26 protein-coding genes are annotated in these 21,374 nt (G+C 53.1%); 12 read left to right on the forward strand and 14 right to left on the reverse strand.

What is annotated here, in order from left to right; all coding sequences use genetic code 11:
• The first annotated feature begins 26 nt into the window (after positions 1-26).
• Positions 27-440, forward strand: a complete 414-nt coding sequence (gene mscL, locus SFC07_RS12200; protein ID WP_411208588.1) for a large conductance mechanosensitive channel protein MscL — start codon at positions 27-29, stop codon at positions 438-440.
• Between the two features lie 69 nt (positions 441-509).
• Here the strand turns inward: mscL and SFC07_RS12205 are convergent, their stop codons facing one another.
• The 7 genes from SFC07_RS12205 to SFC07_RS12235 all read right to left on the reverse strand — a co-directional run bounded on the left by SFC07_RS12205 (position 510) and on the right by SFC07_RS12235 (position 5,456).
• The gene (locus SFC07_RS12205; protein WP_411208589.1) at positions 510-689 is read right to left on the reverse strand and encodes a hypothetical protein; all 180 of its coding nucleotides are present in this window, start codon (positions 687-689) and stop codon (positions 510-512) included.
• A gap of 18 nt (positions 690-707) precedes the next feature.
• Complete coding sequence (locus tag SFC07_RS12210) at positions 708-1,295, reverse strand: molybdenum cofactor biosynthesis protein B (RefSeq protein ID WP_411208590.1); 588 nt, start codon at positions 1,293-1,295, stop codon at positions 708-710.
• Positions 1,296-1,348: 53 nt separating this feature from the next.
• Complete coding sequence (locus SFC07_RS12215) at positions 1,349-2,587, reverse strand: S1C family serine protease (RefSeq protein ID WP_411208591.1); 1,239 nt, start codon at positions 2,585-2,587, stop codon at positions 1,349-1,351.
• An 84-nt stretch (positions 2,588-2,671) separates the two neighbouring features.
• A complete protein-coding gene (locus SFC07_RS12220) occupies positions 2,672-4,108 on the reverse strand; it encodes an ATP-binding protein (protein ID WP_411208592.1) in 1,437 nt (478 codons plus the stop codon).
• Positions 4,105-4,800 carry a response regulator transcription factor gene (locus SFC07_RS12225; protein ID WP_411208637.1) on the reverse strand — a complete coding sequence of 232 codons (696 nt, stop codon included), beginning with the start codon at positions 4,798-4,800 and terminating at the stop codon, positions 4,105-4,107. The genes SFC07_RS12220 and SFC07_RS12225 overlap by 4 nt, the downstream gene beginning before the upstream one ends.
• A 204-nt stretch (positions 4,801-5,004) precedes the next feature.
• The gene (rpmF, locus tag SFC07_RS12230; protein WP_411208593.1) at positions 5,005-5,178 is read right to left on the reverse strand and encodes a 50S ribosomal protein L32; all 174 of its coding nucleotides are present in this window, start codon (positions 5,176-5,178) and stop codon (positions 5,005-5,007) included.
• A gap of 11 nt (positions 5,179-5,189) precedes the next feature.
• Complete coding sequence (locus SFC07_RS12235; protein WP_015650714.1) at positions 5,190-5,456, reverse strand: type B 50S ribosomal protein L31; 267 nt, start codon at positions 5,454-5,456, stop codon at positions 5,190-5,192.
• 373 nt (positions 5,457-5,829) lie between these two features.
• On the opposite strand from SFC07_RS12235, the gene rpmB reads away from it, so the two are divergent.
• From rpmB to SFC07_RS12265, 6 genes are all read left to right on the forward strand, one after another.
• A complete protein-coding gene (gene rpmB / locus SFC07_RS12240; RefSeq protein ID WP_015650713.1) occupies positions 5,830-6,066 on the forward strand; it encodes a 50S ribosomal protein L28 in 237 nt (78 codons plus the stop codon).
• On the forward strand, positions 6,066-6,230 hold the full coding sequence (rpmG, locus tag SFC07_RS12245; RefSeq protein WP_006063179.1) for a 50S ribosomal protein L33: 165 nt from the start codon (positions 6,066-6,068) through the stop codon (positions 6,228-6,230). The genes rpmB and rpmG overlap by 1 nt, the downstream gene beginning before the upstream one ends.
• A 3-nt stretch (positions 6,231-6,233) precedes the next feature.
• On the forward strand, positions 6,234-6,539 hold the full coding sequence (gene rpsN / locus SFC07_RS12250; RefSeq protein ID WP_411208594.1) for a 30S ribosomal protein S14: 306 nt from the start codon (positions 6,234-6,236) through the stop codon (positions 6,537-6,539).
• A gap of 12 nt (positions 6,540-6,551) precedes the next feature.
• On the forward strand, positions 6,552-6,803 hold the full coding sequence (gene rpsR, locus SFC07_RS12255) for a 30S ribosomal protein S18 (protein ID WP_003858407.1): 252 nt from the start codon (positions 6,552-6,554) through the stop codon (positions 6,801-6,803).
• Positions 6,804-6,938: 135 nt separating this feature from the next.
• Complete coding sequence (locus SFC07_RS12260; protein WP_411208595.1) at positions 6,939-7,787, forward strand: hypothetical protein; 849 nt, start codon at positions 6,939-6,941, stop codon at positions 7,785-7,787.
• Positions 7,788-7,878: 91 nt separating this feature from the next.
• Positions 7,879-8,544: a TetR/AcrR family transcriptional regulator gene (locus SFC07_RS12265; RefSeq protein WP_411208596.1), complete on the forward strand. Its 666-nt coding sequence runs from the start codon at positions 7,879-7,881 to the stop codon at positions 8,542-8,544.
• On the opposite strand, the gene SFC07_RS12270 is transcribed toward SFC07_RS12265, so the two are convergent.
• The 4 genes from SFC07_RS12270 to SFC07_RS12285 are packed head-to-tail and all read right to left on the reverse strand — an operon-like array spanning position 8,522 to position 12,597.
• Positions 8,522-9,331, reverse strand: coding sequence for an HpcH/HpaI aldolase/citrate lyase family protein (locus SFC07_RS12270; RefSeq protein WP_411208597.1), 810 nt, complete (start codon positions 9,329-9,331; stop codon positions 8,522-8,524). The genes SFC07_RS12265 and SFC07_RS12270 overlap by 23 nt on opposite strands.
• Before the next feature lie 32 nt (positions 9,332-9,363).
• On the reverse strand, positions 9,364-10,926 hold the full coding sequence (gene purH, locus SFC07_RS12275) for a bifunctional phosphoribosylaminoimidazolecarboxamide formyltransferase/IMP cyclohydrolase (protein ID WP_411208598.1): 1,563 nt from the start codon (positions 10,924-10,926) through the stop codon (positions 9,364-9,366).
• Positions 10,923-11,516, reverse strand: coding sequence for a phosphoribosylglycinamide formyltransferase (purN, locus tag SFC07_RS12280; protein ID WP_411208599.1), 594 nt, complete (start codon positions 11,514-11,516; stop codon positions 10,923-10,925). The genes purH and purN overlap by 4 nt, the downstream gene beginning before the upstream one ends.
• Position 11,517: 1 nt before the next feature.
• On the reverse strand, positions 11,518-12,597 hold the full coding sequence (locus SFC07_RS12285) for a DUF6350 family protein (RefSeq protein WP_411208600.1): 1,080 nt from the start codon (positions 12,595-12,597) through the stop codon (positions 11,518-11,520).
• A gap of 374 nt (positions 12,598-12,971) precedes the next feature.
• Between SFC07_RS12285 and SFC07_RS12290 the strand changes: the two genes are divergently transcribed.
• Complete coding sequence (locus SFC07_RS12290; protein WP_411208601.1) at positions 12,972-13,664, forward strand: M23 family metallopeptidase; 693 nt, start codon at positions 12,972-12,974, stop codon at positions 13,662-13,664.
• 36 nt (positions 13,665-13,700) lie between these two features.
• On the opposite strand, the gene pcrA is transcribed toward SFC07_RS12290, so the two are convergent.
• Positions 13,701-15,923 (reverse strand): DNA helicase PcrA, encoded by a 2,223-nt coding sequence (gene pcrA / locus SFC07_RS12295; protein WP_411208602.1) that lies wholly within the window; start codon positions 15,921-15,923, stop codon positions 13,701-13,703.
• Positions 15,924-15,991: 68 nt separating this feature from the next.
• On the opposite strand from pcrA, the gene SFC07_RS12300 reads away from it, so the two are divergent.
• The 4 genes from SFC07_RS12300 (at position 15,992) to SFC07_RS12315 (ending at position 20,246) form a co-directional block, all read left to right on the forward strand.
• The gene (locus SFC07_RS12300) at positions 15,992-16,291 is read left to right on the forward strand and encodes a chorismate mutase (RefSeq protein ID WP_411208603.1); all 300 of its coding nucleotides are present in this window, start codon (positions 15,992-15,994) and stop codon (positions 16,289-16,291) included.
• A gap of 153 nt (positions 16,292-16,444) precedes the next feature.
• Complete coding sequence (locus SFC07_RS12305; RefSeq protein ID WP_411208604.1) at positions 16,445-17,602, forward strand: HNH endonuclease signature motif containing protein; 1,158 nt, start codon at positions 16,445-16,447, stop codon at positions 17,600-17,602.
• Positions 17,603-17,735: 133 nt separating this feature from the next.
• A complete protein-coding gene (gene pgi / locus SFC07_RS12310; RefSeq protein WP_411208605.1) occupies positions 17,736-19,358 on the forward strand; it encodes a glucose-6-phosphate isomerase in 1,623 nt (540 codons plus the stop codon).
• A gap of 270 nt (positions 19,359-19,628) precedes the next feature.
• On the forward strand, positions 19,629-20,246 hold the full coding sequence (locus SFC07_RS12315; RefSeq protein ID WP_411208606.1) for a DedA family protein: 618 nt from the start codon (positions 19,629-19,631) through the stop codon (positions 20,244-20,246).
• On the opposite strand, the gene SFC07_RS12320 is transcribed toward SFC07_RS12315, so the two are convergent.
• Both SFC07_RS12320 and SFC07_RS12325 read right to left on the reverse strand, forming a co-directional pair.
• Positions 20,224-20,604: a YccF domain-containing protein gene (locus SFC07_RS12320; RefSeq protein WP_411208607.1), complete on the reverse strand. Its 381-nt coding sequence runs from the start codon at positions 20,602-20,604 to the stop codon at positions 20,224-20,226. The genes SFC07_RS12315 and SFC07_RS12320 overlap by 23 nt on opposite strands.
• Positions 20,601-21,374, reverse strand: coding sequence for a DNA-formamidopyrimidine glycosylase family protein (locus SFC07_RS12325; RefSeq protein WP_411208608.1), 774 nt, complete (start codon positions 21,372-21,374; stop codon positions 20,601-20,603). Before SFC07_RS12325 ends, SFC07_RS12320 begins: the two co-directional genes overlap by 4 nt.

The raw sequence follows: 21,374 nt of genomic DNA on the forward strand, positions 1-21,374 counted from the left end.
TACTCAACAAAAACAGGAGCACTACTATGCTTAAAGGTTTTAGAGATTTCATTCTCCGCGGAAATGTCATTGAACTTGCCGTCGCTGTGGTTATCGGTTCTGCCTTTACCGCAATCGTTACTGCTTTCTCCACCAACATCATCAACCCACTGATCGCTTCAGTTGGCAGCACCGAGGTTGGCGGACTGGGCTTCCAGATCCGCTCCGGCAATGCCGCTACCTTCGTTGACTTCGGCGCAGTTATCACCGCCATCATCAACTTCCTCATCATTGCAGCAATCGTTTACTTCATCCTGATTGCTCCAATGAACAAGCTCAACGAGGCTCTTGCAAAGCGCAAGGGTGTCGCAGAAGAGGACGAGGAAGCACCAGCTTCCATCGAGGCAGAGCTCCTCACCGAGATTCGCGACCTGCTCCAGGAGCAGAAGCGTCTGCAGTAATCTCCCTTGAGATGCAAAAAGCGCCGTGAATTTTCACGGCGCTTTTTCTGTTTGTATTTCTATTTGGGTCTAGTTGTAGTGCGGAGGTAACTGTTCCTTCCAGAACTCATCTCCACTGACCTGCTCGACCTGTTCAGGATCTAGGTTAACTTCACGCTCTTCCTCATTGGTTGAAACCACCTCAGGTTTATCCGCGGTCCGATCATAATCCGTGGCATCTGAGGGGCGAAAAGCTCGACGACGTTGCATTCCCACAACTCTCACCGCCTAAACAATAGAAGTGCGCAATTGATCCACGACAAAGTGCACCAATGGTGTCAACGTTGCCATGCCATCGCGAATTGCAGAGCGTGAAGGCGCCAGGTTCACTACAACCGTAGATCCGGAGATTCCTGAGATTCCGCGGGATACACAGGCATCCACAGCGCCGCAGGCAATTCCAGAAGAACGCAAGGACTGCGCAATACCGGGCAGATGTTGATCCAAGATTGCCTTGGTTGCTTCAGGGGTTTTGTCGCGAGGGCCTACTCCTACCCCACCAATGGTTAAGACTAGGTCCGCGCCACCTACCACTGCCGTTTCAATGGCCTGGCGAATTTCCGACTTCTTGGAACGAACCTGAACCACCGCATCAACATTAAAACCAGATTCGACCAGCAGCTCTGAGACCAGGCGACCAGTTTCATCATCCTCAGGAGCGTGATCCCGGACTAAAACCACCAAGGCTCGACGCTGCGAGGACTGTACAAATTCCTGCTCAGTAGCCTTTAAATACTCCGGATCTGGTTCAACATCTGGAAGTGGGCTTCTAGTTTCCACCACATCAGTGATGATTCCCAGCGGATACTGGCTCATTGTTCCTCGCTAACGATCGATAATGTTCAACGCTTAGGCGTTACTTAACTAACCTACTCACTGGTGAGAGTAACCTCTACCTCACGAGTCTGCGAGGTGTTTGGATCAGTAAGTGTGAGGGTAACAGTTTCACCAAAGTCTTGGGAACGAACAGCTGCAATTAATGCATCTGCGCTATCGATCACACGCTCATTAAGCTTGGTAACGATATCACCTGGCTGCAATCCAGCCGCAGCACCTGGTCCACCATCTTGCACGGTAGCAATCAACGCACCGGAGACGGATTCATCATTGCTGACCTGCACTCCCAGCATTGGCTGGCTAGCAGTACCGGTCTCAATAAGCTGATCAGCAACACGCTTGGCGAAGTTGGATGGAATTGCAAAACCCAAGCCAATGGAACCGGAGGTATCGCTGGTAGTAGACACAGAAGCGATCACTGAGTTCATACCGATCAAATTGCCCTCCATGTCGACCAAAGGTCCACCAGAGTTGCCGGGGTTAATAGCAGCATCGGTCTGAATGGCGTCAATGAGGGAAGATTCCTCACCTTCGCCGGAGGCACGCACCGGACGGTTCAATGCAGAAACAATACCCGTGGTGACTGTGGAGCTCAGACCCAGAGGAGAGCCAATAGCCATTACGGATTGTCCAACGCCCAAAGCGTCAGAGTCACCAAAGCTCATTACTGGCAGGTTGGAAACATCCCTGATCTTAATAACTGCAATATCCGTAGATGGGTCACCGGCGATGAAGTCCGCTTCCTTGGTGGTGCCATCGTTCAAGGTGACTTGCAGGACACCACTTTGTTCGACGCTTGCGACCACATGGTTATTGGTCATCACATAACCGTCAGAGGAGATAATGGAGCCGGAGCCTTCAGAAGCAGAGGTACGGGAAATTGCTTGAATTGAAACCACAGAAGGCAATACTGCGGCGGCGACCTGTTCTGCAGAGCCTGGTTCAGCGTTGGTGGTGCGCTGCACGGTTGGTTGATCTAGTGCACTGACTGGTGTGGAATCAGAATCGAATTGAGTACTTGCGACGCCGACCACGCTGCCGGTAACAACTGATCCAACGAGCATGAGCGCTAAAGCAGAACCAAGTCCAATGGTCTTCTTTGGCTTAGGTTCTGGGGTCAACTGCTCTTGTTTGGTTTCCCAGCTGGTCCAAGTTTGCTGAGTTTCATTCTCAGTAGTTCCCCACTGAGGATAAGGGCTACGCACTGGCTCAAAAGAATTGGTGGAGTTTTCGGAGCGTTCTGGGTTTTCTCCGGGGAATGAATTTGTCATGCTCATGATTATGAACTTCCTGGCTGGAGAGCTACTACAAGAAATCTGAGCACTTCCTGTGAGCTCTTTAGTGGTTTAATCGCGTTAGCTTTCAAAGTCTCTGCCAGGGGTTCCAGGCAAATCGATAATTATTTTCGCGCCTCCATCATCAGATTCAGAGACCTCCAAATTACCCATATGGCGCTTAACAACTGAATACACAATTGCCAAGCCCAATCCTGAGCCCGGCATCGAGCGCGAGCGAACTGCCCGATAAAAACGCTCAAACACTAGTTCACGCTCATCGGGAGAAATTCCCGGGCCTGAATCTTCCACCGTGATACGGGCAAAGTCCTCTGATAACGGTTTAATAGCAACCCGGACGACTCCGTTTTCTGGAGACCACTTGATGGCATTATCCAGAACATTAACCAAGGCACGTGTGAGTGAAAATTCATCACCGCTCACCGTCCACGGCATTGATTCTGTGATCTTGATTTCTACACCCAAGCGGCGGCTGGCGACACGGCCTAAAGCTGTATCAAGGACATGCTCAAGCTGTACCTTTTCAGAAGCCTCTGAGCCTTCTTCACGAGCCAAATCAACTAGATCGCCGATCAGCGTAGACATCTCCGTCAACTGCGCCCTAACATCACGCTCAAGATCTTCTCTATCTTGAGGAGAAATTGCAGGCATATCTGGACGTGTAGACATCATCAACAGCTCGATATTGGTACGCATCGAGGTCAACGGTGTCTTCAGCTCATGGCCGGCGTCTGCAACAAACTGTGATTGCCGTTGACGACTTTCACGTAGTGCCTTCAACATATCGTTGAAACTGACAGTCAATCTGGCTAGCTCATCATTTCCCACCACTGGAATGGCGCGGAGATCATCGGTGCGGGCAATTTCTTCCACCGCGTTTTGCAGGCGAACCAAAGGCCGCAAGCCAGCATTGGTAATAAAAAATCCAATAAAAATTGAAACCAACACTCCCACACCACCAATGGTGAGGAGGAGGATACCCAAAGTTGAGTTGAGACGGTGTGTACTCGCAATATCCTTAGCGAGAATTACCGCAGCACCAGATTCATCCTTTTTTACCAAAATGCGCTCGTTAGACGTATTTAGTAGTTGCGTACCCGGTTGCGAATTTTCCAACACAATACTCGTCGGCAGGGCAATGCTATCGCCCACAACAAAATCCCAATGCGGTGGGGCGAATGCAACTCTTAAACCAGTGTTATAAGCCTTAAGAGTTCCGAGTTCTTCATCCACATCTGCATAAAAGCTAGGATCTTGGGCGCGACTAAGTAGGGTCTCCGCCTTTTGTTCAAGATCGCGGTCAACTGCGGCTGTCAAAAAGGAGGAAACCGTCCAATAGGCAGCAATCGTAATAATTCCGACTGCGATCGCTACGAGAGTGGCGCTAAGGAGCGAAAGGCGCCAACGCAGGGAGGTTGAATGGCTCCAACCTCCCGGTTCATGAGGCTCCTTGCTGACTTTTTCTCCGTTGTCTAATTCAATGCGACGTAATGTCACGGAGCGGTCTCCCGCAAAACGTATCCCACCCCTCGCACGGTGTAAATCAAACGGCTTTCGCCCTCTTTCTCAGTTTTGCGACGCAGATAGCCGATATAAACCTCAAGTGCGTTACCAGAAGTTGGGAAATCATAGCCCCAAACTTCTTCCAAGATCGCAGAGCGGGTTAGTACTCGGCGAGGATTTTGCATGAGTAGTTCCAGCAATGAGAATTCAGTACGCGTAAGGCTGATAACACGGCCATTGCGGGTTACATCGCGAGTTTCTGGATTCAGGCGCAAATCACCAAAAGTAAGCTCTGTGTGATCAACCAAAGCTTGACTAGATTCTGCGGCAGAACGACGCACCAAAGAACGCACTCGTGCAAGCAGTTCTTCCAAAGCAAATGGCTTGGATAGATAATCATCCGCACCAGCATCGAGGCCGCCCACGCGATCAGAAACATTGTCTCGAGCGGTAAGAACAAGAATTGGGCGGTCATCGCCATCGCTTCTCAGATGACGACATACCTCCAACCCATCCATACGAGGCATCATGACATCCAGAATGATCAGACCAGGTTGTTCCCTCTCGATAACCTCGAGGGCCTGGATGCCATCCTCTGCGAGAACCACGTTGTATCCGTTGAAGGTAAGTGACCTACGCAGTGATTCGCGTACAGCCTGCTCATCATCAACCACCAAAATCTTCATTTTTACTCTTCTCGCAATAGGCAATGCGCCGAACTTAAGCATGCAAAAACTGACACCTTAATTAATGTCGATCTAATCAGTTTCGCATATGCTAACACCTTCGCATAGCAAAATAGCCAGCCGCTACCCCCAATTTTTGGGGAGCGACTGGCTACTTATCAAATTCTTAAGCTCTATTAACAGAGTAATAAGTATTTGGTTGTATTAGAACTGCTCTACGTCTACGAGACCAAGCTGAGCTGCCTTTACCAGACGGCGTGGGATGCGAACGGTCTGACCGTCGATCTTGACCTCTTGAAGGGTGACGTTGTCAGCCTTCCACTGGGAACGACGCATACGGGTGTTAGCACGTGACATCTTGCGCTTTGGAACTGCCATTGGTTTCCCTCCTATGCCTTCTTCTTGCGGCGAGCCATGCCGCCGAAGCGACGCTCGAACTTCTCAACACGACCAGCGGTGTCCATGACACGCTGAGCGCCGGTCCAGAACGGGTGGGACTCACTGGTGACGTCAACGACGATCAGTGGGTACTCATTTCCGTCCTCCCAGGACACAGTGCGGTCGCTGGTGGCGGTGGACTTGGTCAGGAACTGGAAGCCAGTACCTGCGTCCTGGAAGACTACCGCATGGTAGTCAGGGTGGATATCCTTTTTCATTTACTCTCGATTCCCTCAGGATAGAAACTTCAGGTCGGTTCCAGCATTTTGCGGATCGTGCCCGAGTTGGGTTCGGTAAGTATGCACTGCCGAGAATTTGGCAATGAACCTCCAATACCTTACACCTGTTGCGGGATAACTAAAAATCCACTATAGATTGGCTCTTTTGAGCACCTATTAGACACCGTATATTTCCCGCCACTAAACGGCCCTACAAAGGCGATTAGGTGTTTCGCCCCATGATATGTAGACTTGTCCCTTGCTGTTGTCGTAAATATTCGTTATCGCCCCGTCAGCTGGCATGCTCGCGCCCCGGTGTCTCCGGTGCGGCGCGTCTTCTAACTGAATGTGGGCGGCTAGGAGAAAGTAAGTTATGTCGGCACATTGCCAGGTAACGGGACGCAAGCCGAGTTTCGGCAAGTCTGTCTCACACTCGCACCGACGCACTTCCCGCCGTTGGAACCCCAACGTGCAGCGTCGTAAGTTCTACGTCCCTTCCGAGGGTCGTACCATCACCCTGACCGTATCCACCAAGGGTCTGAAGGTCATTGACCGCGACGGCATCGAAGCCGTTATCGCTCAGATTCGCGCACGTGGGGAGAAAATCTAGTGGCACGTAATGATATTCGCCCCATCATCAAGCTAAAGTCTACTGCTGGCACTGGTTACACCTATGTCACCCGTAAGAACAAGCGCAACAACCCAGATCGCATCACTCTTAAGAAGTACGATCCGGTAGTCCGTAAGCACGTCGAATTCCGCGAGGAGCGATAATCAATGGCTAAGAAGTCAAAGATCGCCAAGAACGAGCAGCGCAAGGAAATCGTCGCCCGCTACGCGGAGCGTCGCGCTGAGCTCAAGGCTATTATCCGTAACCCAAACACCTCTGACGAGGATCGTCTGGATGCACAGTTCGAACTGAACCGTCAGCCTCGTGATGCTGCACAGATTCGTGTTCGTAACCGCGACGCACAGGATGGCCGCCCACGCGGTTACCTGCGCAAGTTCGGTGTTTCCCGTGTCCGTATGCGCGAGATGGCTCACCGCGGTGAGCTTCCGGGCGTTCGTAAGTCCAGCTGGTAAGGGAGTTTTCCAATGAAGCAGCGTAACAACGCTAAGCGCGTCCGCCTTGAGCAGACCCGCCGCCCCAAGAAGAACCCGCTGAAGGCAGCGGGCATCGAGAAGGTTGACTACAAGGACATCAACACCCTTCGTCAGTTCATCTCCGACCGCCACAAGATCCGCTCACGTCGTGTCACCGGTCTGACCCCGCAGCAGCAGCGCGAGGTTGCAACCGCCGTGAAGAACGCACGCGAGATGGCTCTCCTGCCGTTCACCAGCCGCTAAAGACTGGGAATAACGTAACAGCGACTTCCAGAACCGCCTGTTCCTATGCAAATAGGAATAGGCGGTTCTTTCTATGTTCGGTGCACAGTGTAACTTTAAAACGACAAGCAATCTGGCTCATAGAAGGATCCCACAGTGCTCCACCCCTCATTGATCGATCTCGCAGAGAGCGCCCCCGAATGCACTGATCTTGCCACCGTTCGGGGTGTGCTCACAGAATCCTTAGACCTACTTAGTAATGCACTCCACCACGGCGAAGATCCAGCAGAGCTGGCTGGGTGGCTGTCTCAGGTGATCACCGATGCCTTGCACTCCCCTGGCCTGGCGGCCAATGTAGTTCTCACCGGCCCCGTGGGGCGTGGAGACGCACTACCTACCTCACCCGTGCGGTGGCTGGCGGTCGTCGAGAAGCATGAAGCAGACCCCAATCCCATGATCGCTGCACTATTGACGGAAATCGGCTTTGTCGCCGAGCCAATCGGTGCGACTACCCGTGAGGAATGGGAGGCACGTGCGCGCGCTGGCGAGGAGCCCGCTGCCTTCCTAGACGCCGGCACTTGGGTTGCCTCTATTGCAAATGTGGATGAGAAGGCGCTCTTGCGCGATGCCTTGGATTCCCGTCCGCCTGCGGTGGAGACTTATGAGGGTCTGCCTTCATTAGACATGGTGGTCAATGTGCGCGAGAATCTGATGATTCCTACCGTCAAGATCGCCCGCTGGGCAGCGCACCGAGCAGGCTCTTTAGCGCCTACCACCGCACAGCGCCTGATCGATGCCCGTGGCGTCTTGACCAACGATGAAACAGACGCTTTAACTCAGGTCTGGAAATCTGCACTAAGCTTGCAGTCAAAGCGGTGGATGGACCATATCCACGATAAAGAAACCACAGCTTGGGAACTCCCCGCACTACAGCGTGCAACCTTTGGTGCTGCGGCTCGTTTGCTCTCGGAAGTCATCCGATCAATCGAGGCCAGGGAGTTTTAGGGGGGCAAATAGCAACTTCTTCTGTTAAGTGGCTAAACTCTTCTAGACCGGTAACGGTTGTTCAATATAAATTTCTAAAGGAAGTGAAGCCATGGCAGGAGCAGTGGGACGCCCCCGGAGATCAGCTCCGCGACGTTCGGGAAAGAACCCTCGGGAGGAGATTTTGGATGCCTCCGCTGAGCTCTTTACCCGTCAGGGCTTTGCAACAACGTCCACTCACCAAATTGCTGATGCGGTGGGAATCCGACAAGCATCCCTTTACTACCACTTCCCTTCGAAGACGGAAATCTTCTTGACCCTCCTTAAGTCCACCGTGGAACCTTCCACGGTGCTAGCGGAGGATCTCAACTCCCTTGACACAGGCCCTGAGCTTCGCCTGTGGGCAATTGTGGCTGCTGAGGTGCGCCTCCTGCTCTCCACCAAGTGGAATGTAGGACGCCTCTACCAGCTGCCTATTGCAGCCTCCGAGGAGTTCGCCGAGTACCACGCCCAGCGTGACGCCCTCACGGCAGTCTTCCGCGACCTCGCCACCGAAATCGTCGGCGATGACCCCCGCGTAGAACTGCCCTTCCACATCACGATGTCCGCGATCGAAATGCGCCGCAACGACGGCACCATCCCCAACCCCCTGGGCGATTCCCTGCCGGACACCGCAATTATGCTTGCCGACGCCTCCCTCGCCGTGCTGGGCGCCACATTGCCAGAGGATAGGGTTGAGAAAACCCTCAACCTCCTCAAGCAGGCTGACGCGAAATAATCTTTTCCGCTTGAGCCACCAAAGGCGCGTCGATCATCTGACCATCTAGTTGGAAAGCTCCGGGATGTTGCGCAGCTGCTGCAACTACCCGCTGAGCCCATTCCAATTGAGCTGATTCCGGAAGATAGGCGCGCCTTACAATGTCTACCTGGCGCGGATGAATACACGCAGTAGCCGCAAATCCTGAACGCGCGGCATCAAGGGCTTCCACATAGAGCCCTTCATCATCGTGGAAATCTGCGTGGATGGCATCGATAGCAAACTTCCCATTGGCAGCTGCGTGAATAAGTGTCAGCGCCCGGGTTAACCGAATAGCATCCCGATATCCCGCATTGGGTTCATCGGTTTGGAATCGTGAATAAGTACCACCCATAAATGTGGTGAGGTCTTCTGCACCCCAGAAAAGACCAATAACCTTGGGGTCGCTTGCAATCTTGGCGATGTTTACTACCGCCGCGGGAGTTTCGATCATGGCGATAATGTCGAGCCCCGTTAGTTCCTCCGGTAAATCCCCTTGTACCTTTGGAAGCATTACTAAATTAAACTGACTAGCCTGCACCATTGCCACATCCGCTGCAAAATGCGGGCTTTCTGGTCCTACAATGCGGACAATGGTGCGAGCCGGGTCCAGGCCACTGCCAATGATGTTCTCATAGGCGGTTTCCCGATTGATATCCCCTGCCCCATCTTCCAGGTCCAAAATCACCATATCGGCGCGAGCCGCTTTGGGAATGATTTCAGCGCGTCCAGCTGGGGCAAAGAGCAAAGCTCCACTTATCTGAGTCATAAAATCCATTATGACTTATGACTCAGAAAGTTTTAGTGAGCGAAGTGACGTGAACCGGTGAGGTACATAGTGACGCCAGCCTTGTTGGCTGCCTCAATGACCTCATTGTCACGAATGGATCCACCAGGCTGCACAACAGCCTTGACGCCAGCTTCTGCCAAGACCTCAAAGCCATCGGCGAATGGGAAGAAAGCATCAGATGCAGCCACGGAACCTGCTGCGCGCTCAGCGCCTGCGCGATCCACTGCCAAGCGAGCGGAGTCAACGCGGTTAACCTGACCCATGCCCACGCCCACAGTGGCGCCGTCCTTAGCCAGCAAGATGGCATTGGACTTCACAGCGCGAACTGCGGTCCAAGCGAACTCAAGATCCTTGAGCACCTCTTCAGAAACAGCCTCGCCGGCAGCCAGGGTCCAGTTTGCGGAGTTATCGCCTTCAGCGTGAATGAGATCGCGCTCCTGCACCAAAACGCCACCGGAAATCTCGCGGGTTTCAAAGCCTGCGCGGGTTGGAGCCTCAGCCTGGAGAATACGGATATTCTTCTTCTGGCTCAGGATCTCCACTGCGCCCTCTTCATAAGAAGGAGCGATGATGACCTCGGTGAAGATCTCAGCAACCTGGTATGCCATCTCTACGGAGACCTCACGGTTGGAAGCAATAACGCCACCGAATGCAGAGACGGAATCGCAGGCATGAGCCTCACGGTGTGCCGCTGCGATAGATTCATCGGACACTGCAATGCCACAAGGGTTTGCATGCTTGATGATAGCTACACAAGGACGCTCGTGATCCCAGGCTGCACGCCATGCTGCATCAGAGTCGGTGTAGTTGTTGTAGCTCATTTCCTTGCCGTGGAACTGCTTGGCCTGAGCCAAACCATTGGTGTTGCCAACGTACAAAGCAGCAGCCTGGTGTGGGTTTTCGCCATAACGCAGGTTGCGAGCCAAAGTGTGGGTGCTGCCGATCCAGCCTGGGAACTCGGTTTCGGTGTTGTCTGCAGCAAGCTGCTCGCTCATCCAGGTAGCAACGGTGACATCGTAGGTGGCGGTGTGGCGGAAGGCCTCAGCAGCCAACTTAGTGCGCTCAGCGCGAGAGAAACCACCGGTCTTTAGTGCCTCAGCAACGTCTTCATAACGGTCCGGGGAAACCACGACAGCTACAGATGGGTGGTTCTTAGCAGCAGCGCGAACCATGGAAGGGCCTCCGATATCGATCTGCTCAACGCAGGCATCAAAATCGGCGCCAGAGGCTACGGTCTCAGCGAAAGGATAGAGGTTGACCACAACCAGCTGGAAAGGAGCAATCTCAAGCTCCTTCAGCTGACGCATGTGATCGTCTTTGCGGGTGTCAGCCAAGATGCCAGCGTGCACCTTCGGGTGCAGGGTCTTCACGCGGCCTTCGAGGCACTCAGGGAAACCGGTGAGCGCATCAACTGGGGTGACAGGGATTCCGAGTTCCGCAATCTTAGCGGCGGTGGATCCGGTGGAAACAATTTCTACATTGGCGCTGTGCAGCGCCTTCGCCAGATCCTCCAGACCTGTCTTGTCATATACGCTAATTAACGCGCGTTTAATAGCCTTGAGATCATCGCTCATGAAGGATTAGCCTCTCCAGTAGAGTTGTAGAGAAATTCCACGTTATTCAGGACTTCCACAATAAGTTTACGCTCAACCTGCTTGATTCTTTCATGCAGGCTGGATTCGTCATCCCCACTCAGTATCTCTACTGCTCTTTGGGCAATGATGGGGCCGGTATCAACACCAGCGTCCACAAAGTGCACAGTCGAGCCAGTCACTTTCACACCATATGCCAGGGCGTCCCGAACAGCATGTGCGCCGGGGAAAGATGGCAATAGGGCGGGGTGAGTATTGATAATGCGCGGGAACCTGGAGAGGAAACCCTCGCCCAGGATTTTCATGAATCCCGCTGAAACCACCAGATCCGGCGCGCTCTCGGCGACAACATCTGCCAATTCCTCATTCCATGCAGCGCGGTCAGCACCCAGCTTGACAATGGCTGTCTTGATTCCGGCTGCTTTAGCCTTTTCAAGTGAGGGACAATCCACATCAGAGACAACAGCTGCGATGCGGTAGGAACCTTGAGCTTCGATGAGGGACTGTAAAAGGGTGCCAGTCCCCGAAGCTAAAACGACAATGGTGGTCGAGTCGGAATTCACAGAAAACATGTTAATGGGAATCCTCCTCAGAACCATCATCGGAGGCTTCGATTTCTTCACTAGGAACCGGGGTACGCAGCTTATCGATACCGAAAATCAACAGCCCCACAATCAGCAAATAAGCCAGCACCATGCCACCGGCAATCAGCAGATTAAGTCCCACATAGTTATAAACGCCCAGTACACCGCCAGCGTAGAGCCCCAACAGCACAATAAACATCGCAGCAAAGCCAGCCGTGGCAATATTCACGCTGAACCGCATGGGGTTTTTAACAAAAATCCACGCTGCAATCACCGCCGGGATCACCAACAGGGCAACGCCCCATTGCGGGGCGCTTGCCGGCAGCGCCGCGAGAATCGGCAAAGGTGGCAAGGGAACCGTATGCACGCTAAATAGGCTTATCGACGCCTCCCCGAAGCTTAATGGTGCACCTAAGATCACTCCCATACAAAAGACGACGATATTAGGGAGATACAACAGGCTTAAAAAGATCAGCCCCGCTATAGATGCCCCCTCATAACCTGCCAGGGTGGCGCCAAATGCTTGGTGATTTACTGCAGTAATAATAACGACAATCACTGTTGCAACCGCTGCGAAAATCAAAACAAATCGCCTTGCCTGCGTTCCGGCGTCGACAAGCCACTCTGGAACGCCGTAGCGGCGGGCCAGGGCGCGCCACAGTCGCGGCCCCATGCCCAAGAACATGGCACAGATATGCAGCAAGAGGATGCGCAGCAGCCAATAAACCGGAGGCACACCCACATTTAAGACTGCAGAAGCATCAAGGAGCATTGCCCCGGCGACAAGGCTCAAAATGAGCGGTGCCGCCACAGTTAGGCCCAAGAGCACAAAAAGATCTGCGATGCTGGCGCGATCTTTAACCGCTTGATGGACTCTCCAGGCGATAGCCCAAAAGAAGAGCAAACCTGGAAGCATCGGAAGCACAGATATGGTTTGCCCACTGCCGGACACGGCTCCCATATTTAATGACAGCCATAATTGTGCGATCGTCGCTGGCAAGTTCACCATCGAGGTTGCGGTGAACATTAGAGCAACAACAGCGACGATCACTACCAGTAACAGCGCCACGCCATGCGGAATTAATACCGTGGGTAAAAAGCGTCTCAGGCGTGACTGCTTTTTAGTGGGTGCGGAAGGTGTGGATGCCTGTGGTTTGGGTCGGCGGCGCCGAATTGAACCGGGTCGTGTTTGCGAATTATTCTTGCTCATCACCTGATAACTGTGCCACCAATTGCTCCCCTTTTGGCGACGGCACGTCACGGCTTTCCTTAAAAGGTCTCTTTAATTTCGCTAGAAAAGACTGAATTGTTATAGAAAATCGCTATTTCACTTGCTCACCGCAGTCAATCCCGCTAGTGTTACTTCCGGTAGATAACAAGATGGTCACAATTGAACTTCACTAGCGTGATAAAAATTGTGGCAATGATTGGAAGCAGGCGAAATTGCAGGAGCACACCCGAGGTAAGCACCGTAAGCAAACCACTTCACAGGTGACCAAGGGTCGTGTCGCATTTGTAGCGGTCGCCACCGGTGCGGTTTCCACCGCCGGAGCTGGTGGAGCAGTTGCTGCCCAGACCAATGACGTTGAGTACCAGCTGGCAGCTAATGAAGTTGCACCAGTTGGAAGCTCCGCACCACAGATCCTTTCAATCGCAGAATTCAAGCCGGTTGTAAACCTTGGTGAGCAGATCACCAAGACCATCCAATACAACGCTGATCGCATCCAAGCTGACCTCGATGCTCGCGGTCCTTCTGTTGTTAAGCCAGCCGAAGGCTCTTACACTTCCGGTTTTGGTAGCCGTTGGGGCGCAAATCACAATGGCGTAGATATCGCCAATGCAATCGGCACCCCAATCCTCGCTGTAATGGACGGCACCGTTATCGACGCAGGTCCTGCTTCCGGCTTTGGTAACTGGGTTCGCCTGCAGCATGCAGACGGCACCATCACTGTTTATGGTCACATGGAAACTGTCGAGGTAACCGTTGGTCAAACCGTGAAGGCTGGAGACCGCATCGCAGGTATGGGAAACCGTGGCTTTTCCACCGGCTCCCACCTCCACTTCGAGGTTTATCCTCAGGGCGGCGCTCCAATTGATCCAGCACCGTGGCTGGCAGAACGCGGAATTACTCTTTAACTACGAGGGCGACCATATGGTCGCCTTCTCGTGTTTCTACAGCTTTTCCATAGGAACGCCACCTAGGAGCATGAGACGCACCTTACCTGCAGACCCAAAATCGATCGTGACAGTGGCTCGAGAGCCCGAACCATCAGCAGCAATAACTCTGCCCAATCCGTACTTATCGTGATTAACACGGTCCCCAACTGCCAGCTCCAACTGCCTATTACGTGGCTTCGGAGTCCAGGCATTCCTTTGGGGCTCTTCACGGATCCACTCAAGCAGTTCGGCTGGAATCTCATCCAAGAAGCGTGAAGGTGGGTTGGTTACTGGATTACCCCAAGAGCTGCGCAACATCGAACGGGTGAGATATAGGCGCTTGCGCGCACGGGTAATTCCCACGTAGGCCAAACGCCTTTCCTCTGCGAGCTCCTTGGAATCTCCCAATGAGCGCATATGCGGGAACTGGCCATCTTCCCAGCCGGTAATAAAGACAACTGGGAACTCCAAGCCCTTTGCGGTGTGCAGGGTCATCAAGGTCACCACGCCATTGTCAGAATCGGGGATCTGATCAGCGTCGGCGACTAGAGAAACCCTTTCCAAGAAGGCCTGTAGGGTGCCCGCCTCGGGGTCATCTTCATAAGCCAGGCGGTTTGCAGCATCAGCCGAAAACTCACGAGCCACCGATACCAACTCATTGAGGTTGTCTAGGCGTGCTCCATCCTGAGGATCATTGGAGGCTTCAAGCTCTGCCTTGTATCCAGTGAGGTCTAGGATGCGATTAATAATCTGCCCGATGTCGGGGCGATCCTCAAGTGGGAACTCACTGCGTAGCGCGTCGAGAAGCTCATTGAACTTAATTACTGCGTTCTTGCCCCGGGCGCCAAGCAGGTCAACCTGCCCGTTGCCCGCGTCGATAAGCGCCTGCCCGAAGCTGATTTGGTTGTTTTCCGCGTGCAGTGCGATGAAGGCTTGCGCGCGGTCGCCGATGCCGCGTTTGGGGGTATTAATGATGCGGCGGAGGTTGACGGTATCGTCGGGGTTTTCCAGAACACGCAGGTAGGCAATGATATCGCGAATTTCTTTGCGCTCGTAGAATTTGGTGCCGCCGACGACCTTGTAGGGGATGCCGTTGCGCATGAAGACATCTTCGAGGGCTCGCGAAGAATTATTAGTGCGGTACATAATAGCGATGTCGGAGTAGTTGTAGCGACCGCCGATGGCATCAATTTCAGAGGCGATAAACCGAGCCTCATCATGTTCATTGTCGGCTACGTAGGCAACAATCTTGTCGCCTTCTCCGAGGTCCGTCCACAACTTCTTCGGCCGACGATTTTCGTTTTGGGCGATCACCGCATTGGCTGCGCTCAGAATGGTCTGGGTGGAACGGTAATTTTGCTCCAATAAAATGGTGCGAGCATTGGGATAATCCCGCTCAAATTCCTCAATATTGCGGATAGTAGCGCCACGGAATGCATAAATGGACTGGTCAGAGTCGCCCACCACACAGAGTTCAGATTCCTGCCCCACTAGCGTTGAGATGAGCTCATACTGGGCGTGGTTGGTGTCCTGGTACTCGTCGATAAGCACATGGCGGAAGCGACGGCGATAATACTCAACCACTGCGGGTTGTTCCTTAAAAATCCTCACAGTTTCCCCAATGAGGTCATCAAAGTCCACCGCATTTGCGCGACGCATACGGCCTTGGTATTCAGCAAAAGCCCTGGCTATAGCGGTTTCAAAGGGGTTGTGAGTCCGCGCAGCATCGGCCATCGCTTCTTCCGGAGTAACTAATTCATTTTTCAGATTAGAAATTGCGGACAATAACGTGCGGGCCGAAAACTTCTTAATATCGAGTTCTAAATCCTTGGCGATCATGGTGAGCAGTCGCCTGGAATCATCGGAATCATAAATGGTGAAGTTTGTATTAAGGCCTGGCACCAGTTGCGCCTGCTGGCGCAAAATTCGCACGCACACGGAGTGGAAAGTTGCCACCCACATGCGCTCCGCGACGGGTCCGACCAGACCTGCAACACGTTCCCGCATTTCAGCTGCAGCTTTGTTGGTAAAGGTAATGGCCAAAATTTCCTGTGGCTGCACTCCCCTATGCTGCATCAAATATGCAATGCGACGAGTAAGCACCGCAGTCTTGCCAGAACCGGCGCCTGCCACAATAAGCAAAGGAGAACCGATATGCTCAACGGCTGCCCTTTGCTGCTCATTCAGCCCTTCTAGAAGATCAGGGCTATTACTTGGGTTAAAAGGTGAAGTATTCATTACTTCAATAACCTACTAGGTGGGGTGGACACACAAGTTCTCACACCAAACATGGCAGAATAGTTTCTATGACTAATGGAGACTTCGAGATCAGGATGCCCTCTGGCACAGATGACCCGCTATCTGATGCGGAAATCCAAAAGTATCGCGAGGAGATCAACCGTCTAGATCGCGAAATTATCGATGCAGTCAAGCGTCGTACTGCAATCTCCCAAACTATTGGAAAAACCCGCATGAGCTCGGGCGGAACCCGTTTGGTCCATACCCGCGAGGTTGCCATTATTAACCAATTCCGTGAAGAAATCGGAGAGGAAGGCCCAGCACTAGCCGGCATCCTCCTCCGCATGGGCCGCGGAAAGCTCGGTTAATCCACAATTTAGAAAATTTTTTACATACCCTGGCCTGTACTTATTTAAAAGGTCAGGGTTTTTTCATGCCTGCTAGGTAGTTATCCACAGGCTGCACTTACGGACATTTCCCGAAAATCTGCAACCTAGATACATTGAGGGCAAGGAGGGCACATGATAGGAAACTTTTACTCAGTTAATAATCCCGACAATCCCCTCGCGGTGCAGAAAACCAAGCTTCGCGAACTTGAACATCTATTTTGGCAGGACGCACTTCCAGAAGACACCGAAGACCATTCGACCGCAATGGCTAGTCTGGCAACCGTAACGGGAGTGCCCCGCGATTATATTTCGCGCTTGTCTATCGCTTTTGCCACGCTGCGAGATCTACCCCAGCTGGAAGCTCTGCAATTGGAGTTATTTCATTTGGATTGCACTCGCCTTATTGCCATCAGCAATGCCCTGGCCGGCATCAACCCCACAAACCTGCCGGAAGCTGACCGCCTGCTCAGGGAGTTCCTCACCGCAACCTCGCCAAACCAGGTCCTGCCCAGCGCCGCGGCTATTAGCCGCCGCATCAAAGACATAAGAGACATGCTTGACGACGCAAGAGCCACAGGTTCCCGAGGAACTCAGGATGATGTCAGTTTTGGCGTGGATTTTAAGCCAGATGGCAGTGCGGAAGTGGGAGCAACCGTTGATGCAGTGGATGGCTACATCATCAATGAAGCCGTGACCAAACATGCGAAAGCTAATGAGCTCACCTACGGAGAAGCCTTTAGCGATATTCTTCGCAACAAAATCCACGTCGTCGTTCACCTCAACCTCTACTCCGCCTCTGATCTAGCGGAATCTCCAGTTTGGGCCAGCGGAATTGGGTGGCTTGATGCGAAGGCTGGCCAGTTCTGGTCAGCACGAGCCACCAAAACCCGCAACATGGACGAAGCAGCAAAAATAACCACCGATAAGCATGACCCGCCTCCTGCCCTTCGTGCCGCCATTATCGGAAGAGATGGGACATGTAGATTCCCGGGATGTTCGGTGCCAGCGCACAAGGCTCAGGTTGATCACCGAATTCCTTTTGAAGAAGGTGGGGAAACGTCACTGGAAGGCACAGGTAGCTTGTGCCAGCACCACCACAATATGAAAACCGATGGCCGGATCAACTACCTGCTGGATCCCTACTCCGGAATCATTGTGTGGTTGATGGGTGATGGAACCTGGTCGGTAACAGAGCCAAACGGACCACTATCTCCCAAAAATGCAAGGTGGGCTCAAACGGTTGCACAGCACCGCGCCGCATTTAACCGGCGCTGGGAACGCGAGAAGTAGGGGTATCGCAAAGACAAAAAGAAGAATTTTCCTTGGGAAAAGGGTTAATTAGGTAGCAGGGGCTCGTTCTTCTGCGCAGAGCCCCACAGTCGGGCTAACCTGAAGTCATACCTACAATTTTCAAGGAGTTTTGATGCCAAATATTTCAACAACCGCAGCCTGGAAGCAACTCGCTGAGCACTACTCGTCTTTCAAAGGAACGACTTTGCGCGAGCTTTTTTCCGAAGGTGACCGTGCGGAGAAATTCACCTTTTCCGCAGCCGGCCTGCACGTTGATCTCTCGAAGAACTTGGCAAATGATGAAACCTTTACCCGCCTCCTCGCGCTTACTGAAGAAGCGGGTTTGCGAGCACGCATCGACGAAATGTTTGCAGGCGCGCACCTAAACAACACCGAAGACCGTGCAGTTCTGCACACCGCATTGCGCCTGCCTGCGGAAGCAAACTTGGAAGTAGATGGCCAGGACGTCGCTGCCGATGTACACGAAACCCTCGGGCGCATGCGCGACTTCGCAACTGCACTTCGCTCTGGTAAGTGGCTTGGACACACCGGCCACACCATTAAGAAGATTGTGAACATCGGCATCGGCGGATCCGACCTCGGACCTGCAATGGCTACCAAGGCACTGCGTGCTTATGCCACCGCTGGTATTACTGCAGAATTTGTGTCCAACGTCGATCCAGCTGACTTGGTTGCAACCTTGGAAGATCTGGATGCGGAATCCACCCTTTTTGTTATCGCTTCCAAGACTTTCACCACCCAGGAAACCCTTTCTAATGCGCACGCTGCTCGTGCATGGCTCGTCGAAAAGCTTGGTGAGGAAGCTGTCTCCAAGCACTTTGTCGCCGTTTCCACCAACGCGGAAAAGGTAGCTGAGTTCGGCATCGACACCGACAACATGTTTGGCTTCTGGGACTGGGTAGGCGGACGTTACTCCGTCGACTCCGCAGTGGGACTTTCTTTGATGGCAGTTATCGGCCCTCGTGACTTCATGCGCTTCCTCGGAGGCTTCCACGCTATGGACGAGCACTTCCGCACTGCTGAATTTTCCGAGAACATCCCCGTTCTCATGGGCTTGTTGGGCGTTTGGTATTCCGACTTCTACGGCGCCGAAACCCACGCCGTACTTCCCTACTCTGAGGATCTGAGCCGCTTTGCCGCGTACCTGCAGCAGCTGACCATGGAGTCCAATGGTAAGTCTGTGCACCGCGATGGCACCCCTGTTTCCACCGGCACCGGCGAAATTTACTGGGGCGAACCAGGCACCAATGGCCAGCACGCCTTCTTCCAGCTCATTCACCAGGGCACGCGCCTAGTGCCTGCTGATTTCATCGGCTTTGCGCGCCCCAAGAAGGATCTTCCAGCTGGCGATCGCACCATGCACGACCTCCTGATGAGCAACTTCTTCGCCCAGACGAAGGTTCTCGCATTTGGTAAGACCGCTGAAGAGATCGCAGCCGAAGGTGTTGCAGCTGACTTGGTAAACCACAAGGTCATGCCAGGTAATCGCCCCACCACCACGATCCTCGCGGAAGAGCTTACTCCTGCGGTATTGGGTGCGCTCATCGCTCTCTACGAGCACATCGTCATGGTCCAGGGCGTCATTTGGGATATCAATTCCTTCGACCAGTGGGGCGTTGAACTGGGCAAACAACAGGCCAATGACCTCGCTCCAGCAGTTTCCGGCGAGGAAGAAGTCAATTCCGGCGACTCCTCCACCGACGCATTGATCAAGTGGTACCGCGCCAACCGCTAACCTCCCCAAGACGCTGACTGCCCCGCAGTCAGCGTCTTTTGCTTTTCGACGAACCCCTGAAGCTCTTAGAAATAGATAGGATGGCTACATGCGCGCCGAAAAACCCAAAACTTTCGACGAATTTTCTATTGTCTCCGTCATCTCTTTCCTGACGGCGCTGGCCCTTTTGCATTGGGTATTTCATGTCGAATGGGTTTGGCAGCTGTTAATTCTGTATCCCGTAGTCCCCGCATGGGCTGCATCTTTTAAGAGTTCTCGGAGGAACCCACAATGATCATGAACTGGATTATCTCGCTCATGGAGGCCTTGGGGGCTCCTGGTGTGGGTTTTGCCGTATTTTTGGAAAACGTCTTCCCACCAATCCCCAGCGAAGTAGTCCTTCCGCTCGCGGGCTTCACCACTACCCAGGGTGATCTAAATGTATGGGCAGCACTAATTTGGTCCGTCATTGGATCCGTTACTGGCGCCTATTTGCTCTACGGATTAGGCCGTGCCGTGGGCGCGAGGCGATTGCGCGAGATTGCCGACAAAATGTGGTTGGTTGATGCCACCGACGTCGATAAGTCTTTGCTTTGGTTTGAAAAGTATGGTCGCTACTCCGTATTTTTCGGCAGGCTAGTGCCCGGAGTCCGCAGCCTCATTTCCATTCCCGCAGGTGTAGATAAAATGAACCCCATCATGTTCGGCGTACTCACCGCAGTTGGAAGCACCATCTGGAATGCCATCCTCATCTGGGCTGGCGTAGCTCTCGGCGCTGAGTGGGAAACGGTTTCCCTCTGGTTTGAGAACTATTCCACGGTCATTTACGTAGTCATCGTATTGGTTCTGCTTTATTTCTTGATCAAACTCATTCGCAGGAACACCGCTAAAAAGTCGAGTTTGGACTAGCAACAATCTGTTTTCCAAATGGAAAACACGTAATTGGAATCATCTTTAGGTTGGCAATGGCCAGGGGGATGCCGATTATGGTGATCGCTTGGGCAATTGCAGTAGCCACGTGCCCAAGCGCCAGCCAGAAACCAGCAAAGACGAACCAGATGACATTGTGCAAGGCGGAGAAGCTTCCTCCAGTGCGCACCACGGTTCTACCAAATGGCCATAGCGCGTAGCTAGCCATCCTAAAACTTGCTACGCCTGCGGGAATAGTAATAATCAGGCAGCAGGCGACGATGCCGAAAAAGACATATCCCAAAGCTAGCCAAATGCCACCAAAAACCAGCCAAATAAGATTAAGTATTAGTTTCACACGCCTGATACTAGTGGCTGGCAGCGCGGACACCACCAGATAATGCGTTCCCCCAATTGAGCCTTTTGGATCCGCGTTCCGCAGCGCCGGCAGGGCTTATTATTCCTTCCAAAAACATAGGAAGACTCCCCGGCGCGACGCACACCCGTGGTCACTCGCAACGGGGAGTTCCGGTTTTCCCACATAAGGCGTCGAGTAATCCGCAAAGCCTGATCTACATCTACTGAAGCAACCGGTGTCGCAGGATGTACCCCCAGCAAGAAGCAAATTTCTGCACGGTATTCATTGCCCACCCCTGCTAGGTTGGATTGGTCCAACAAGGCTTCCCCAATACTGCGCTGAGGCTGCTGCAAAATATTCTCCCGCGCAAGCCTCGCATCAAAGTCCCCAAGCACATCAGGGCCAAAGCCTGCAATGCGCTCGGGATATTCCTGGATGGGAAACACCCGCACAAATCCCAATGAATGCCCCACAATCTCAATGTTTTCAGAGAGCACCAGGACTACTCGGGCAGTGTGACTTGGTTTTCGCCACCTGTCACCTTTGCGATGTACTGCCCACGAACCTTCCATCTTGAGGTGGGTGTGGAGAACCTCATCCCCAAACTGCATAAAAAGGTTTTTCCCATAGGGCCACACTCGGTGCACAGTGCTGCCAGTGAAATCGTGGAGCGCCACAGAGGGAACTCGCAAAGAGGTTTCTAGGACTTCCCTACCCCGCATAAACTGCAGGCGCCGGGAGAGCTGAAAAACTGAATCACCTTCGGGCAT

This window comes from Corynebacterium callunae (genome assembly GCF_046592015.1).
GTDB lineage: Bacteria > Actinomycetota > Actinomycetes > Mycobacteriales > Mycobacteriaceae > Corynebacterium > Corynebacterium callunae_A.